This is a genomic window from Mycobacterium sp. NGS16 (assembly GCF_059813225.1).
Window position 1 is genome coordinate 201,702 of the sequence record NZ_JCALEE010000003.1, and the last position, 15,229, is coordinate 216,930.

The window sequence follows — 15,229 nt, forward strand, 5'->3', positions numbered from 1 at the left end:
TCTTCAGGGGAAATAGTGGAGAGGCTCCGACATCCTACAATCCGCCGTAGCCAACCTGATAATTAGCTATCGGGCGGCGGCAAAGGTCGTGGTCAGCTCGCTGATCACCGGGTCCCACAGCTCCTCGGGCAGGTCATGGCCCATGCCCTCGAACAGCACCAGCCGGGCGCGGTCGATCGCGTCGGCGATCGCCCGTCCTCCCGACGGGCGCATCAGCTTGTCGGCCAGCCCGTGGATGACCACCGTCGGCGCGGTGATCAGCCGGTCGTAGGCGGCCAGGCTGCCGCTGGCCAGGATGGCGCCGAACTGCCGGGCGATGCCCCACGGGTAGTAGCTGCGTTCGTAGGCCTCGATGACGTTGGCCCGCAGCTGCTCCTCCGGCGTCGGGTAGCCGGGGCTACCGATGATCCGGCTGGCCCGCACGGCGTTGTCGATGATCACCTCGCGTGGCGAGTCCGGCGGCGGCCCCGACAGCAGCGCCAGCAGTGCACGCGGCGCCGGCGGCGGCAGGAAGCGCCGGTTGTTGCTGGAGAAGATCACCCCCAGCGACCGGGTTCGGTCGGCGAACCGGGCCGCGAACACCTGCGCGATCATCCCGCCCATCGAGGCGCCGACCACGTGCGCCTTGTCGATGCCCAGGTGGTCCAGCAGGGCGGCGGCGTCGTCGGCCATGTCTTCCAGGGTGTAGACGGCCGGGCTGCGCTTGCCCAGCCAGAACCGGGCCATCCGCAGCACCAGGGCACCGTGGGCGTGTTTGCGGCCCAGCTTGGTGGACAACCCCACATCCCGGTTGTCGTAACGGATCACCCGCAGGCCCTGGGCGACCAGCTTCTCGCAGAACCCGGTGCGCCACAGCAGCAACTGGGCGCCCAGGCCCATCACCAGCAGCACCGGCGGGTCGTCGACGCTGCCCAGGTCCTCGTAATAGATGTCCAGGTCCCCCGAGCGGGCGGTACCGCTGCGCACTTCCACGGGGCTATACCTCCGGTGACTCTTTGTGTTCGCGGCTGACGTCGACCATGAAGTTGGCGAAGTAGCCGGTCAGCTGCGGGTCCGACATCATCTGCCAGCGTGGCGCCAGCAGCTTCATGTAGCGCTCCACGTACAGGAACTGCTTGCCGATCAGCACCAGCTCGCGCGGCAGCTTGACGTCGTAGGCGTCGGCCAGCGCGCCGAGCTGCCGGCCGATCTCGGCGTAGGACATGTCGCCCAACGACTTCATCGTCAACGGGGTGGCGAACGCCTCCAGGTCCTTGGCCGCCTGGCCCTCGGGTTTGACCGTGCCGACCGCGCCCATCAGCACCACGATCTTGCCGGCCGCGGCGTGATCCTTCTTGACCAGCAGCGCGTACACCAGCTCGCGCAGCAGCCAGCGGGTGCGCGGATCGATGCGGCCCATGATCCCGAAGTCCAGGAACACCACCCGGCCCTGGTCGTCGACCAGCAGGTTCCCGGCGTGCAGGTCGCCGTGGAACAGGCCGTGCCGCAGCCCGCCCTCGAATGTGGAGAACAGCAGCGCCTTGACCAGCTCCACGCCGTCGAAGCCGGCCTTGCGGATGGCCGGCGCGTCGTCGATGCGGATGCCCGACACCCGTTCCATGGTCAGCACCCGCTCGCTGGTGAAGTCCCAGTGCACGTCGGGCACCTTGATGTTGCGGCCCAGCGGCGAGGCGTGCAGGTGCGAGACCCAGGTCTGCATGGACTGCGCCTCGATGCGGAAGTCCAGTTCCTCGGCAAGGTTGTCGGAGAAGTCGGCGACGACGTCCTGGGCGGACAACCGGCGGCCCAGCTTGGCCAGCTCCACGAGCTGCGCGAACCGTTTGAGGATCTGCAGGTCGGCGGCGACCCGGCGGCGGATGCCCGGGCGCTGGATCTTGACGACGACGTCCTCGCCGCTGTGCAGGGTGGCGAAGTGGACCTGGGCGATGGACGCCGACGCGATCGGGGTCTCGTCGAACTTGGCGAACAGCTGTTGCGGTTCGGCGCCCAGGTCCTCGACGAACAGGTTGTGTACGGCGGCCGGGTCGGCCGGCGGCACGGCGTCCAGCAATCCGCGGAACTCCCGCGACAGCGGCTCGCCGAACGCGCCGGGACTCGAGGCGATGATCTGGCCGAACTTGACGTAGGTGGGTCCCAGGTCGGCGAACGTCTGGGGCAGCTCCCGGATCACCTTCTGCTGGATCGGTCCCGGGCCGAGCAGCCGGGTGAAGACCCGGGTCGCGGCGCGGGTGAGCTGCCAGCCGGTCGCACCGATACGGGCGGCCTCGACCGGTAACGGCACTCGGTCGAGCTGGACCACCTGGCGAGGCGGGGTCGAACTCATTGCTGCAGTCTGCCAAATCCGTCGCGGAAGTTCTGCGTCAGCGCCCCGGCGACCGGCTGCCACACCGCGGCCGGCAGGTCGTGGCCCATACCCTCGACCAGCACGAACCGCGCGCCCGGGATCGCGGCGGCCACCGCGCGGCCGTGGGCCGGCCGCAGCATCGGGTCGGCCGATCCGTGCAGCACCACCGTCGGGGCGGTGATCGCGCGGGAGTACCGCAGCAGGCTGCCGGTCCCCAACACGGCGTCGACGTGGCGCCGCAGCCCCTCCGGGTAGCTGCAGCGTTCTTGGAGGTGGCGCACCCGGGCGTGCAGCTCGGCCGGTGACGGCGCGACGACCGGGCCGTTGAGCGTGGCCAGATGGCGCACCTCGAAGTCCAGCCTGTCTTGTGGGGCGGCGTCGGACGGCGGTGCTTGCAAGGCCAGTTTGAGCAGGCGCCAGGCCGGTGGCGCGGTGAAGATCCGCTTGCCGGTGGTCGCCATGATGACGCCCAGCGATGCCACCCGGTCCGGCTCGGTGGCGGCCAGGATCTGGGCGATCATGCCGCCCATCGAGGCGCCGACGACATGGGCGCGGGCAATGCCGAGATGGTCGAGCAGCGCCACCACGTCGCGCGTCATGTCGACCAGCGTGTAGGGGACGGCGCTGGTGCGGCCGAGGAGGTAGCGCCAGGCTTGCCGGGGGCGGCCGTCCGGGGCGTGCCGGCCGTCGAACTTGGCCGACAACCCGGTGTCGCGGTGGTCGAATCGGATCACCCGGTAGCCGGCCCGGACCAGCAGCGCACAGAATCCGTCCGGCCACGTCGGCAACTGCGCCGCCAGCCCCGCTATCAGCACGACCGCCGGGTCGTCGGGGGCTCCCAGGTCCTCGTAGAAGATCTCCACGCCGCCGGCATCGGCGCGCCCGGTCCGGGTCTGCACTAGGCCTTGCTACCAGGCCTCCAGGGCCGCAGCCAGGCCGTCGGCTCCCAGCCCTCGAACCCGGCGATCAGTTCGTACATGGTGGCGCCGTCGATGCTCTCCCGGATGATGTCGGCATGTCCGGCGTGCCGGGCGAGCTCGTTGATCACGTGGTGGAACACCCAGCGCACGGTCCACGCATCGATGTCGGTGGGAAACCACGGCGCGTCGCGTGGCACCGGCACCGCCGCGTCGAGGTCCGCGGCGGCCACCAGCCGCAGCGTCTCGGCGTTCTGGGCAGCGAACGCCTCCAGCGCCCCGGCCAGGGTTTCATCCGGCCGCAGCACGTGCTGGTCCTGGAATTCGCGGGCGATCTCTTCGCGCGGCCGCGGGTCGGCCGGCGGCGCGTCCGGCGCTGCGGCGACGCGGGCCATCCAGCTGCGCTGCATCCCGGTGGCGTGCTTGATCAGCCCGCCGATCGACAGGGCGCTGGCCGCCGGGGTGGCGCGCGCCTGCTCGTCGGTGAGGCCGTAGGCCACCGCGAAGTAGGCGCTTTGGTGATAGGCCAGGAATTCGCGCAGGGCGTGGCGCTCATCGCTCACCGGTGGGGCAAGTCCGGGCATCGTTTAGGCCTTTCGATCGGCTTGGTGGGCGTACTGGTCACGGATACAGGCGATTTCGGCTCCGTGGTGGATGGCCTCGCGGTTGATATGCAAGATCAGCTGGAACATCGTATGGCTGGCCCAGGGGCCCTCCGCTGGGCCGATCGGTCGGGCCAGCGCCGCGTCGTCGAGGCCGCGCACCCCGGCGCTCCACCGCGCATAGGCGTCGTCGAGCTGCTGCAGCGCGGTGGCGGCGTCGAGCGCATACGGCCAGCTCTGGTAGTCGGCCGGCGGTCCGCCGAAGTGGTGATAGTTGCGCATCGCGAATACCCCGACGGTCACGTGCGCCAGCCGCCAGGCGATGGTGGTGAACGGCGCCGGCTGCGGCGCGGGGTACTCGAAGTCGACGCCGTCGCGGTGCACGGTCCAGCAGCCCGGCACCGGTTCCCACAGGTATTCGTCGTCGGACAGGCCGTCCAACCGGGGCCGCAGCTGGTTTTGCCAGTGCCAGTCGAGCTGCTCGGTCAGGTAGGCGGTCGGGTTCGTCATGCCCCGAGCGTCGCATGGACGTCAGACGATTTCGCCGCCGTGGCGGAAAGACGCCGTGCCGCGGGCGCACATCCGTACGTTGGTGACATGCAGGTGACCGCCGCCGAATCGACCGAGAAGTTCGTCGGTCCGGCCGACGCACCGGTGCAACTGGTCCGGGTCGACTACCGCGACGCCGCCGCACCGGCACGGGTGCGGGTGGAGGGTGACGGTCTGGCGGGGGAGGCCGTCGCAGAACCCGGCAGCGGTGCCGTCGAGGTGCCGGTGACCGTCGCAGACCCGGTGGCGGGTCAGCAGCGCGCCGCCAGCGTCAACGGCACCGGCTTCACCTTCACCGTCGCCGAGCCCGGCTGGACGATGTTCATGGTCGGACACTTCCACTACGACCCGGTGTGGTGGAACACCCAGGCCAACTACACCAGCGCGTGGACCGAGCACCCGCTGGGCGCCTGCCGGCAGACCAACGGCATCAACCTGGTGCGCGGCCACCTGGACTGGGCGCGCGAGCACCCCGAGTACAAGTTCGTCCTCGCCGAGGTCGACTACCTCAAGCCGTACTGGGACACCCATCCGCAGGACCGCGCCGAGTTGCGCCGGCTGATGTCCCAGGGCCGCGTCGAGGTGATGGGCGGCACCTACAACGAGCCCTCGACCAACCTCACCGGTGCCGAGACGACGATCCGGAACCTGGTGGCGGGCTTGGGTTTTCAGCGCGGCATCATGGGCGCTGATCCACAGACGGCCTGGCAGCTCGACGTGTTCGGGCACGACCCGCAGTTTCCCGGGATGGTGGCCGATGCCGGGCTGAGCTCCAGCGCGTGGGCGCGCGGACCGTTTCACCAATGGGGCCCGATGGCCGGCGGAGGCGATGCGCGCCGGATGCAGTTCGCATCCGAGTTCGAGTGGATCTCGCCGTCGGGACGCGGCCTGCTGACCCACTACATGCCCGCGCACTACGCGGCCGGCTGGTGGATGGACGCCCAGGACTCGTTGGCCGACGCCGAGGCCGAGGTCTACCGGTTGTTCTGCGGCCTCAAGCAGGTGGCGTCCACCCGCAACGTGCTGCTGCCGGTAGGCACCGACTTCACCCCGCCGAACCGCTGGGTCACCGAGATCCACCGGGACTGGAACGCGCGCTACACCTGGCCGAAATTCGTCTGCGCCCTGCCGAGCGAGTTCTTCGCCGCGGTGCGTGCCGAACTCGAGCAGCGCGGCCAGGCGCCGTCCCCCCAGACCCGCGACATGAACCCGATCTACACCGGCTGCCACGTCTCCTACATCGACACCAAGCAGGCCAACCGGGCGGCCGAACAGGCGCTGCTGGCCGCTGAGCGCTTCGCCGTGTTCGCCGCCGCGCTGACCAGCGCCGAGTACCCGGAGGCGGCGCTGGCCAAGGCGTGGGCGCAGCTGTGCTACGGCGCCCACCACGACGCCATCACCGGATCGGAGGCCGACCAGGTCTACCTGGACCTGCTGACCGGCTGGCGCGACGCCTGGCAGCTGGGCACCGAGGCCCGCGACAACGCCCTGGCGGTGCTGTCGGGGTTGGTCGGTACCGACGAAGGAGCCGTGGTGTGGAACCCGGTGGCGCACAGCCGCACCGATGTGGTCACCGTGCGGCTGCGGACGCCGTTGGCGGCGGGGGTGCGGGTGATCGATACCGACGGCACCGAACTTCCCGCCGATGTGCAGCACGACGGCACCACGGTCAGCTGGCTGGCCCGCGACGTGCCGTCGCTGGGCTGGCGGGCCTACCGGCTGGTTCCCGCGCCGGACGCACCGAGCTGGCAGCCGATACCGGGCACCGCGATCGGTAACGAACACCATCGGCTGACCGCCGACCCGGGCCGCGGCGGCGGCATCTCATCGTGGCGGTATCGGGGCCGGCAGATGATCTCTGCGGGCGGCCTGGGCAACCAGCTGGCCGTCTACGACGAATACCCCAAGCATCCCCAATCCGGGGAAGGCCCTTGGCATCTGGTGCCCAGCGGCAACCTGTTCACCTCGGCGGTCGCCACCGGCGTGACCGTGCAGGCTTACCGCGGACCGCTGGGGGAGCGGCTGGTGGTCTCGGGGCGGATCCGCAACCTGCTGTCCTACACCCAGACGCTGACGCTCTGGCACGGCGTGGACCGGGTGGACTGCTCCACCACCATCGATGAGTTCACCGGCGCCGACCACCTGCTGCGGCTGCGCTGGCCCTGTCCGGTGCCCGGCGCGCTGCCGGTCGCCGAGGTGGCCGACGCCGTCATCGGCCGCGGATTCGGTTTGTTGCACGAGCCGAGCGGACGCTCGGTGGACACCGCCCAGTGCCCGTGGACCCTGGACACCCCGGCCCACCGCTGGTTCGGGCTGTCGGCAACGGCGCGGGTCAGCGCCGGCGACGGCAGCCGGGCGGTGTCGGTGGCCGAGGTGATCGGCGCGGCGCCGCGCGCGCTGATGGTTGCGCTGGTGCGCGCCGGCGTCACCGCCACCTGTTCGCAGGCCGACGGGCCCCGCTACGGCAACCTCGACGTCGACTCCAACCTGCCGGATGTCCGGATCGCGCTGGGCGGACCCGATGCCAATGCGTTCACCGAGGCGGTGCTGGCCGCCGCCGACCCGGACTACACCGCCGAGTTGCACCGGCAGCTCGACAAGCACGGCCGGGCCCGGGTGTGGGTGCCCGCGGAAAAACCCCTCACCGAGGTCTGGGTCGCCCGAGACGGGGTGGTCGATCTCAGCGGCCCGCGGGCCCTGCCGGTGCTGGTGGTCGCCGCCCGCGACGCCGCCGGCCTGGCCGCCGAGATCGCCCGGGTGGCCGAGGATCTGGCCGACCACGAGATCGTGGTGGACCAGGACGTCCGCTCCGAGATGGAGCCGTTCGAGGCGCGCACCGTCGCGCTGATCAACCGTGGCGTGCCCAGCTTCGCCGTCGACCGCGCCGGCACGCTGCACACCGCCTTGATGCGGTCCTGCACCAGCTGGCCCTCGGCGGCCTGGACCGACGACCCGCGCCGCACCGCACCCGACGGCAGCGCGTTCCAGCTGCAGCACTGGACGCATACCTTCGACTACGCGCTGGTCGCCGGCGACGGTGACTGGCGCGAGGCGAAGATCCCGGCGCGCGGCGCCGAGTTCGCCGACCCGCTACGGGCCATCGCGGTGGCCGGGGGAGCGGGCCCGCTGCCGCCGCGTGGCTCGCTGCTGCGGGTCGAGCCGGCCGGCGCGGTGGCCTTGGGCGCGCTCAAAGCGGCCGGCAACCCGACGGCGCGCGGCAGCGCGTATCCCGTCGACCCCACGACGGTCAGCCTGCGGCTGGTGGAGGCCCACGGCGCCGGCGCCGCGGTGATGCTGGGCAGCGACCTGGGCCCGGTGAGTGTGCTGGGCCGCGCCGACCTGCTCGAGCAGCCGCGCGAACACCCCGACCCGAACCGGTTGCACGGCTACGAGATCGCCACCGTCACGGCCCGGCTGGACATCGAACGCTTGGATCTCGGCTGCGCCCGCCTGGCCCCCGACTCCGAGGCCGCCCAGCCGCTGTACGCCCGCTACTGGCTGCACAATCGCGGGCCGGCGCCCCTGGGCGGCCAGCCGGTGACCCCGGCGCTGCACCCGCACCGGGTGGACGCCGTGCCGGGTGCTCAGCTCACTCTGGAGCTGAGCGTGGCCAGCGACAGCGTCGACGCGCCCCTGGCCGGCGCAGTGACGTGCGAGTGCCCGCGCGGCTGGGCGGCCACCCCCGGCGCGCATCCGGTGCGGCTGGAGGCCGGGGAGCACACCGGTATCCCGGTGGCGGTGTCGGTGCCGGCCGATGCCGCGCCGGGGCTCTACCCGATCCGCGCCCGACTCGACCTCCCCGCAGACGTGCCGCGGGCCTGGCGGCAGCCGATCGAAGACGTAGCGGTGGTGCGCGTCGGCGATGCGGGAGCCGACCGGCTGCTCCATGTCGACGGCCTGTCCGACATAGCGGTGACCGCCGGGCGCACCGCACGGCTGAACGTCATCGTCGGCACCGATGCCCACGCCGACCTGGCGGCCGAGGCGCACCTGATCACCCCCTGGGGTGCCTGGGAGTGGGCCGGGCCGGCCGCGGTGGGCGCGCTGGTCCCGGCCCGCGGCAGCGTCGAAGTCGAGTTCACGCTGAGCCCGCCGGCAGGGACGAGGCCCGGCGCCTGGTGGGCGTTGGTCCGCCTCGCCGCGGCGGGCGCACTGGTCTACTCGCCGGCGGTGCGGATGACGGTGCTGGCCCCGGACCCCGGGAGTCTTTGCTGATGGCCGACGTTCTCGCGCTGGACGTCGGCGGCACCAAGATCGCGGCCGGCCTGGTCGCTACCGATGGAGCACTGACCTACGCCGCCACCCGGCCCACCCCCGGCGATCAGGGTGCCGAGGCGGTGTGGGCGGTGGTGGCCGAGCTGCTCGACGACGTGCTGGCCCGAGCCGGCGGGCGGGTCAGGGCGGTCGGGATCGGCTCGGCCGGCCCCATCGACGTCAACGCCGGCACCGTCAGCCCGGTCAACATCCCCGGCTGGCGCGGGTTCGCCCTGCGCGACCGGGTGGCCGCCGCGGTACCGGGCGTGCCGGTCCGGTTGGGCGGCGACGGCGTCTGCATGGCCCTCGGCGAACACCGGCACGGGGCCGGGCGGGGGACGCGTTCGATGCTCGGCATGGTGGTCTCAACCGGGGTGGGTGGTGGTCTGGTGCTCGACGGCGCGCCCTTCCAGGGCCGCACCGGCAACGCCGGGCACGTCGGGCACGTCGTCGTCGACGCCGACGGCGAACCGTGCCGCTGCGGCGGCCGGGGCTGCGTGGAGACCATCGCCTCGGGTCCGGCGATGGTGCGCTGGGCGCTGGCCAAGGGGTGGACGCCGGAAGCCGCCGCCGACGCCAAGGCGCTGGGGGCGGCCGCGCTGGCCGGTGACCCGGTGGCGCTGCGGGCCTACCGGCGCGGCACCCACGCGCTGGCGGCGATGATCGCCTCGGTGGCCGCCGTCTGCGATCTGGACCTGGTGGTGATCGGCGGGGGAGTCGCCAAATCCGGTGCACTGCTGTTCGATCCGCTGCGGGCGGCGCTCGCCGACTATGCCGGGTTGGACTTCCTGGCCGGGCTGCAGGTGATACCCGCCGAACTCGGCGGCGAAGCCGGCCTGGTGGGCGCGGCGGCGCTGGCCACCCTTCGTTGAGTCTGCGTCTACGGCGACAAAGCGCGAGAAGACCGCGCCGTGGCTGCAGAGTCAACGCGGCGGGGGCCGCGCTGCATGTGATCGCGGCCCCACGCGCACAGCGCCTCCAGCACCGGGGCCAGCGTCATCCCGTACTCGGAGATCGAATAGTGCACGCACGGCGGCACGGTGCCGGCGTCGTGACGGTCGATGATGCCATCGGCGACCAGCTCGTGAAGATGACGGATCAGCATCCGCTCGGTGATTCCGGGGATGCTGCGCCGCAGTTCGGCGGTGCGCATCGGCCCGTCGGACAGCCGCCACAGAATGGTGCCCTTCCAGCGGCCGTCGATCACCGACAATGCGGTGTCAATCGGACAGTCGCTGGCCCTGGTTTTCGATACCGCCACCGAACCCCCCTGAAGCTGACTAATTTGTCAGTACCTTGTTTTCTGTCAGCTTAACGCTCATAGTCGAGGCCGTGACCGAGATTGTCGAGATCCTTGCGCTGCTGACGGTCGGGACCCTGGTGGGTTCGGAGTTCGCGGTGACGGCGTTCGTCCACCCGATCCTCGGGCGGCTGCCCGCCGACGCCTTCCGGGCCGCCCGCAGTGACGGCGCCCGGTTGCTGGGGCGGGTGATGCCGTTGTGGTACCTGGCCTCGTTTGCGCTGCTGGTGGCGACGGCCGTCGTCGCCGGTCCGCAGCGGGGGCTCATCGCTGCCGGTGTCGCGCTGATGGCCGTCGTCGTGCTGATGTCGGTGACGGTCATGGTGCCCATCAACAACCGCGTCGCGGCCGGTGAGGTGTCGCGTCCGCTCGTGGCGCGCTGGGATCGGCTGCACTGGTTGCGGGTTGCGATCCTGGCGATCCTGTTCGTCGTGCTGGTGATCGGCGCGCTGAACGCCTGAGCGGCGCCGCCCGTTTTGGCTGATCGCCACCGGCCGCGCTATGGTGTGTGCCGATCCACCGAAGACCGTCGGTCACCGAGCAATCGGTTGAAGGTCCGGGAACATCCCGGCGGCCCACGCAGGAGGACGAGGCACCGGCTCCGCCGGCACTGTATGTGTGACGCCCCGACCGCTTCCTGCGTCGGGGCGTTCGTCGTATCCGAGGCGGATCGCCTGGACACTACAGCGACCCCGAGGAGGTATGCATGGCGCGGGCTGACAAGACCGCCGCCGTCGCGGAAATCGTCGAGCAGTTCAAGGACTCGACCGCCACCGTGATCACCGAGTACCGCGGTCTGACGGTTGCGAACCTGGCGGAGCTGCGGCGCTCGCTGGCCGGCTCAGCCACCTACGCGGTGGCGAAGAACACGCTGGTCAAGCGGGCCGCTTCGGAGGCCGGCATCGAGGGCCTCGACGAGCTGTTCGCCGGCCCGACGGCGATCGCGTTCGTCCAGGGCGAGCCGGTCGACGCCGCCAAGGCCATCAAGAAGTTCGCCAAGGACCACAAGGCGCTGGTCATCAAGGGCGGCTACATGGACGGTCGCGCGTTGTCCATCGCCGAGGTCGAGCGCATCGCCGACCTGGAGTCGCGCGAGGTGCTGCTGGCCAAGATGGCCGGTGCCATGAAGGCCAACCTGTCCAAGGCGGCCGGCCTGTTCGCCGCGCCGGCCTCGCAGATGGCCCGCCTGGCCGCGGCGCTGCAGGAGAAGAAGCCCGCCGAGGCCGCACCTGCCGAGGCCACACCTGCTGCCGAGGCCCCGGCAGCAGAGACCGAGACCGAGGCTCCGGCGGAGACCGCCGAGGCCCCGGCCGAAACCACCGAATAACCCCCAACTTCCTAACCGGAAATCAGAAAGGACCGAAATCATGGCCAAACTTTCCACCGAAGAGCTGCTCGACGTCTTCAAAGAGATGACCCTGCTGGAGCTGTCGGACTTCGTGAAGCAGTTCGAGGAGACCTTCGACGTCACCGCTGCCGCTCCGGTCGCCGTCGCCGCCGCCCCGGGTGCTGCCCCGGCCGCCGCTGAGGCCGGCGAGGAGCAGTCCGAGTTCGACGTCATCCTGGAGTCGGCCGGCGACAAGAAGATCGGCGTGATCAAGGTGGTCCGCGAGGTCGTGTCCGGCCTGGGTCTCAAGGAGGCCAAGGACCTGGTCGACGGCGCTCCCAAGCCGCTGCTGGAGAAGGTCGCCAAGGAGGCTGCCGAGGAGGCCAAGGCCAAGCTCGAGGCTGCCGGCGCCACCGTCACCGTCAAGTAGTTCCTACCGCCCAAACCCCCGGAAGCCGCAGGCTCCCGGGGGTTTGCGCTATTTCAGGTCCGACCGATCACCGCGGACAGCGACTGCGCGACCCGCTCGGGGGTGTCGCCGAGGGCGACCAGCAGCGCCGTGGCCATCGGACTCAGCACCGCGGCCGCCGCGCCGTCGGAGGCGGTCACGTCGCCGAAGAACCCGGCCAGCTCCAACATCACGAAGCCGTGCATCGTCGTCCAGAATTGCGCGGCGGTCGCCACCACCTGAGCGTCCGAGACGCCGCTGGACGCCCCGCGGATCCTGCCGGCCTGAATCGATCGGTGCACAGCACGCACCAGGTGGGCGAAGCTGGGGACATGGACGTCGATGTCGGCCACGCTCAGCGTGAGCATGTTCTGAGCCGGCGCGTTGATGCCGTGCGCACTGGTACTGCCGAACATCAGCCGATACAGGTGCGGGCGTTCGGTGGCAAAGCTGCGATAGGCGATCCCGGCGGCCAGCAGGTCGGCCACCGGGTCCTCGGTGAGCGGGATGCTCAGCGCCGCGTCGAACTGGCGCAGGCCCTCCGCGGTGACCGCCGCGATCAGCTGGGGCATGCCGCCGAAATGGGTGTAGACCGCCATCGTCGAGGTTCCGGCCGCGGTGGCCACCTTGCGGGTCTGCAGCGCGTCGGGTCCGTGCTCATTGAGCAGCGCCACGGCCGCGTGCAACAGCTCGTCGCGCACGGTGCGTTCGGGCTGCGAAGTCACGGTTGCCATGGTTTCACAGTCGGCGTACCGTACCCATAACGTTGAAATAACATTGTTATAGGAGTCCGCATGGCGACCAGCCTCAGCCACACCTCGACGAACCCGTACCTGGAAGGCGTCATGGGGCCGGTGTCCGCCGAGATGACGGCCACCGAGCTGCGCGTGACCGGACAGATCCCGGACTATCTCGACGGCCGCTACCTGCGCAACGGGCCCAACCCGGTGGCCGAGGTCGATCCGGCCACCTACCACTGGTTCACCGGCGACCCGATGGTGCACGGCGTGGCGCTGGGGGACGGTCGGGCCCGCTGGTACCGCAACCGGTGGGTGCGTACCCCGGCGGTCTGTGCCGCGCTGGGCGAACCGCTGCCGGCCCGGATCGACGTGGCGGCCGGGATGCAGTCCGTCGGGCCCAACACCAACGTGCTCGGTCACGCCGGCAAGACGCTGGCGCTGGTCGAAGGCGGCGTGGCCAACTACGAGCTGACCGACGACCTCGACACCGTGGGGACCTGCGACTTCGACGGCACCTTGGCGGGCGGCTACACCGCGCACCCGCACCGCGACCCGGTCACCGGCGAGCTGCATGCGGTGTCCTACTCGTTCGCCCGCGGCAACACGGTGCAGTACTCGGTGATCGACAACGCCGGCCGGGCGCGGCGCACCGTCGACATCGAGGTGAGCGGGTCGCCGATGATGCACGACTTCTCCCTGACCGAGAAGTATGTGGTGGTCTACGACTTGCCGGTCACCTTCGAAGCGGCGCAGGTGCTGCCGGTCAGCATGCCCCGCTGGCTCAAAGCCCCCGCCCGGCTGGTGCTGAGCAGCCTGGTCGGCAAGGTGCGGGTGCCCAGCCCCGTCACCGCGATCGTCAACCGCGACAGCCGCCCGCCGGCCGGGCTGCCCTACGCGTGGAACCCCGATTACCCGGCGCGCATCGGGGTGATGGCGCGGGAGGGCGAAGCCCAGGGATGGGTCCGGGCGGGGGAAGCGCAGGTGCGCTGGTTCGACGTCGAACCGTGCTACGTCTTCCACCCGGTCAACGCCTACTCCGAGGTCTCGTCGGCCGGGCAGGAGCTGCTGGTGCTCGACGTGGTGCGCTACGCGAAGGTCTTCGACGCCGACCGGCGCGGGCCCGGCGACGCCCCGCCCCGACTCGACCGCTGGACGATCAACCTGGACACCGGCGCGGTGAGCGCCGAGGCCCGCGACGACCGGCCGCAGGAGTTCCCCCGGATCAACGAGGCCCTGCTGGGCGGCAAGCACCGCTTCGGCTACACCGTCGGGATCAACGGCGGCTTCATCGGCGACACCCAGGCCGAACTGTCGACGGCGCTGTACAAGCACGACTACGCGACCGGATCGAGCATCACCGCGCCGCTGGACCCGCAGCTGGTGCTCGGCGAGATGTCGTTCGTGCCGCGCCCTGGCGGACAAGGCGAAGATGACGGCATCCTTATAGGTATGGGTCACCACCGCGGTGCTGACGAGGGCCAACTACTGATCCTCGACGCCGCCACCTGTGAGACGGTGGCCACCGTGCACCTGCCGCAGCGGGTGCCGATGGGCTTCCACGGAAACTGGACACCGGCTGACTGAGGCGGACCGCCGTTACAGGCGGCACCCGTGCGCTACAGTGGCCCAAGCCACAAGCGCGGACGTGGCACGACGAGAGTTTGCGGAAGGACCTCACTAATGGGTGTCGCCATCGAGGTAAACGGGCTGACCAAGTCTTTCGGATCGGCCCGGATCTGGGAAGACGTCTCCATGACCATTCCCGAGGGCGAGGTCAGCGTGCTGCTGGGGCCATCCGGTACCGGCAAGTCGGTTTTCCTGAAGTCGCTGATCGGGCTGCTGCGGCCCGAGCGCGGCTCGATCGTCATCGACGGCACCGACATCCTGGAGTGCTCGGCCAAGGAGCTCTACGAGATCCGCACGCTGTTCGGGGTGCTGTTCCAGGACGGCGCGCTGTTCGGGTCGATGAACATCTACGACAACACCGCCTTCCCGTTGCGGGAGCACACCAAGAAGTCCGAGAAGGAAATCCGTGACATCGTCATGGAGAAGCTCGAGATGGTCGGTATGCCCAACGACGGCTACAAGTTCCCGGGTGAGATCTCCGGCGGTATGCGCAAGCGTGCCGGCCTGGCCCGCGCGCTGGTCCTCGACCCCCAGATCATCCTCTGCGACGAGCCGGACTCCGGCCTGGACCCGGTCCGCACGGCCTACCTGAGCCAGCTGCTGATCGACATCAACGCCCAGATCGACGCCACCATCCTGATCGTCACGCACAACATCAACATCGCCCGCACCGTGCCGGACAACATGGGCATGCTGTTCCGCAAGCAGTTGGTGATGTTCGGTCCGCGCGAGGTGCTGCTGACCTCCGACGAGCCGGTGGTGCGCCAGTTCCTCAACGGCCGGCGTATCGGCCCCATCGGCATGTCCGAGGAGAAGGACCAGGCGACCGCGGCGGCCGAAGAGGCCATGCTGGCCGCCGGCCAGAGCGACGGCGGCGTCGAAGAGGTCTTCGGGGTCCCGCCGCAGCTCAGCGCGACCCCCGGCCTGCCGGAGCGCAAGGCCGTGGCTCGGCGCAAGGCGCGGGTGCGGGAGATCCTGCACACCCTGCCCCCCAACGCCCAGGCGGCGATCCGCGACGAGCTCGAGGGCACCCACAAGTACGCGGTGCACGAGTTCCCGGAAGCCGACGAAGCGCCCACCGCATCGCTGCCGACCACCCCGGGCTGACATCTGGCTGCCGGC

14 protein-coding genes are annotated in these 15,229 nt (G+C 70.6%); 7 read left to right on the forward strand and 7 right to left on the reverse strand.

What is annotated here, in order from left to right; all coding sequences use genetic code 11:
* Nucleotides 1-66: 66 nt before the first annotated feature.
* From AC5Y4Q_RS10740 to AC5Y4Q_RS10760, 5 genes are read right to left on the reverse strand one after another with little or no spacing between them, the layout of a single operon-like run.
* Nucleotides 67-972: an alpha/beta fold hydrolase gene (locus tag AC5Y4Q_RS10740; RefSeq protein WP_064920033.1), complete on the reverse strand. Its 906-nt coding sequence runs from the start codon at nucleotides 970-972 to the stop codon at nucleotides 67-69.
* Between the two features lie 4 nt (nucleotides 973-976).
* Entirely contained in the window at nucleotides 977-2,323 is a 1,347-nt protein-coding gene (locus AC5Y4Q_RS10745) for an ABC1 kinase family protein (RefSeq protein ID WP_499958910.1), read from the reverse strand.
* Nucleotides 2,320-3,243: an alpha/beta fold hydrolase gene (locus tag AC5Y4Q_RS10750; protein WP_064920031.1), complete on the reverse strand. Its 924-nt coding sequence runs from the start codon at nucleotides 3,241-3,243 to the stop codon at nucleotides 2,320-2,322. The genes AC5Y4Q_RS10745 and AC5Y4Q_RS10750 overlap by 4 nt, the downstream gene beginning before the upstream one ends.
* The gene (locus tag AC5Y4Q_RS10755) at nucleotides 3,243-3,845 is read right to left on the reverse strand and encodes a DinB family protein (protein ID WP_082952451.1); all 603 of its coding nucleotides are present in this window, start codon (nucleotides 3,843-3,845) and stop codon (nucleotides 3,243-3,245) included. The genes AC5Y4Q_RS10750 and AC5Y4Q_RS10755 overlap by 1 nt, the downstream gene beginning before the upstream one ends.
* A gap of 3 nt (nucleotides 3,846-3,848) precedes the next feature.
* Complete coding sequence (locus tag AC5Y4Q_RS10760) at nucleotides 3,849-4,373, reverse strand: DinB family protein (RefSeq protein WP_064920029.1); 525 nt, start codon at nucleotides 4,371-4,373, stop codon at nucleotides 3,849-3,851.
* Between the two features lie 87 nt (nucleotides 4,374-4,460).
* On the opposite strand from AC5Y4Q_RS10760, the gene AC5Y4Q_RS10765 reads away from it, so the two are divergent.
* The gene (locus AC5Y4Q_RS10765) at nucleotides 4,461-8,627 is read left to right on the forward strand and encodes a glycoside hydrolase family 38 N-terminal domain-containing protein (protein WP_499958912.1); all 4,167 of its coding nucleotides are present in this window, start codon (nucleotides 4,461-4,463) and stop codon (nucleotides 8,625-8,627) included.
* Entirely contained in the window at nucleotides 8,627-9,538 is a 912-nt protein-coding gene (locus tag AC5Y4Q_RS10770) for an ROK family protein (RefSeq protein ID WP_064920027.1), read from the forward strand. The genes AC5Y4Q_RS10765 and AC5Y4Q_RS10770 overlap by 1 nt, the downstream gene beginning before the upstream one ends.
* Before the next feature lie 8 nt (nucleotides 9,539-9,546).
* Here AC5Y4Q_RS10770 and AC5Y4Q_RS10775 read toward each other — a convergent pair whose 3' ends face one another.
* On the reverse strand, nucleotides 9,547-9,927 hold the full coding sequence (locus AC5Y4Q_RS10775) for a winged helix-turn-helix transcriptional regulator (protein ID WP_064920026.1): 381 nt from the start codon (nucleotides 9,925-9,927) through the stop codon (nucleotides 9,547-9,549).
* 71 nt (nucleotides 9,928-9,998) lie between these two features.
* On the opposite strand from AC5Y4Q_RS10775, the gene AC5Y4Q_RS10780 reads away from it, so the two are divergent.
* The 3 genes from AC5Y4Q_RS10780 (at nucleotide 9,999) to rplL (ending at nucleotide 11,723) form a co-directional block, all read left to right on the forward strand.
* On the forward strand, nucleotides 9,999-10,427 hold the full coding sequence (locus tag AC5Y4Q_RS10780; RefSeq protein ID WP_064920025.1) for an anthrone oxygenase family protein: 429 nt from the start codon (nucleotides 9,999-10,001) through the stop codon (nucleotides 10,425-10,427).
* Between the two features lie 245 nt (nucleotides 10,428-10,672).
* Nucleotides 10,673-11,293 (forward strand): 50S ribosomal protein L10, encoded by a 621-nt coding sequence (gene rplJ, locus AC5Y4Q_RS10785; protein ID WP_064920024.1) that lies wholly within the window; start codon nucleotides 10,673-10,675, stop codon nucleotides 11,291-11,293.
* Nucleotides 11,294-11,333: 40 nt separating this feature from the next.
* Nucleotides 11,334-11,723: a 50S ribosomal protein L7/L12 gene (gene rplL, locus AC5Y4Q_RS10790; RefSeq protein ID WP_064920023.1), complete on the forward strand. Its 390-nt coding sequence runs from the start codon at nucleotides 11,334-11,336 to the stop codon at nucleotides 11,721-11,723.
* A gap of 53 nt (nucleotides 11,724-11,776) precedes the next feature.
* On the opposite strand, the gene AC5Y4Q_RS10795 is transcribed toward rplL, so the two are convergent.
* The gene (locus AC5Y4Q_RS10795) at nucleotides 11,777-12,466 is read right to left on the reverse strand and encodes a TetR/AcrR family transcriptional regulator (protein WP_499959052.1); all 690 of its coding nucleotides are present in this window, start codon (nucleotides 12,464-12,466) and stop codon (nucleotides 11,777-11,779) included.
* Nucleotides 12,467-12,535: 69 nt separating this feature from the next.
* On the opposite strand from AC5Y4Q_RS10795, the gene AC5Y4Q_RS10800 reads away from it, so the two are divergent.
* On the forward strand, nucleotides 12,536-14,065 hold the full coding sequence (locus tag AC5Y4Q_RS10800; RefSeq protein WP_064920021.1) for a carotenoid oxygenase family protein: 1,530 nt from the start codon (nucleotides 12,536-12,538) through the stop codon (nucleotides 14,063-14,065).
* Nucleotides 14,066-14,161: 96 nt separating this feature from the next.
* Nucleotides 14,162-15,214, forward strand: a complete 1,053-nt coding sequence (locus AC5Y4Q_RS10805) for an ABC transporter ATP-binding protein (protein ID WP_064920020.1) — start codon at nucleotides 14,162-14,164, stop codon at nucleotides 15,212-15,214.
* Nucleotides 15,215-15,229: the final 15 nt, after the last annotated feature.

Coding starts and splice junctions, on each gene's coding strand:
- AC5Y4Q_RS10805 (WP_064920020.1), top strand. CDS start 14,162: ATGGGTGTCGCCATCGAGGTAAACGGGCTGACCAAGTCTTTCGGATCG.
- AC5Y4Q_RS10800 (WP_064920021.1), top strand. CDS start 12,536: ATGGCGACCAGCCTCAGCCACACCTCGACGAACCCGTACCTGGAAGGC.
- AC5Y4Q_RS10745 (WP_499958910.1), bottom strand. CDS start 2,323: ATGAGTTCGACCCCGCCTCGCCAGGTGGTCCAGCTCGACCGAGTGCCG.
- AC5Y4Q_RS10760 (WP_064920029.1), bottom strand. CDS start 4,373: ATGACGAACCCGACCGCCTACCTGACCGAGCAGCTCGACTGGCACTGG.
- rplL (WP_064920023.1), top strand. CDS start 11,334: ATGGCCAAACTTTCCACCGAAGAGCTGCTCGACGTCTTCAAAGAGATG.
- rplJ (WP_064920024.1), top strand. CDS start 10,673: ATGGCGCGGGCTGACAAGACCGCCGCCGTCGCGGAAATCGTCGAGCAG.
- AC5Y4Q_RS10765 (WP_499958912.1), top strand. CDS start 4,461: ATGCAGGTGACCGCCGCCGAATCGACCGAGAAGTTCGTCGGTCCGGCC.
- AC5Y4Q_RS10755 (WP_082952451.1), bottom strand. CDS start 3,845: ATGCCCGGACTTGCCCCACCGGTGAGCGATGAGCGCCACGCCCTGCGC.
- AC5Y4Q_RS10770 (WP_064920027.1), top strand. CDS start 8,627: ATGGCCGACGTTCTCGCGCTGGACGTCGGCGGCACCAAGATCGCGGCC.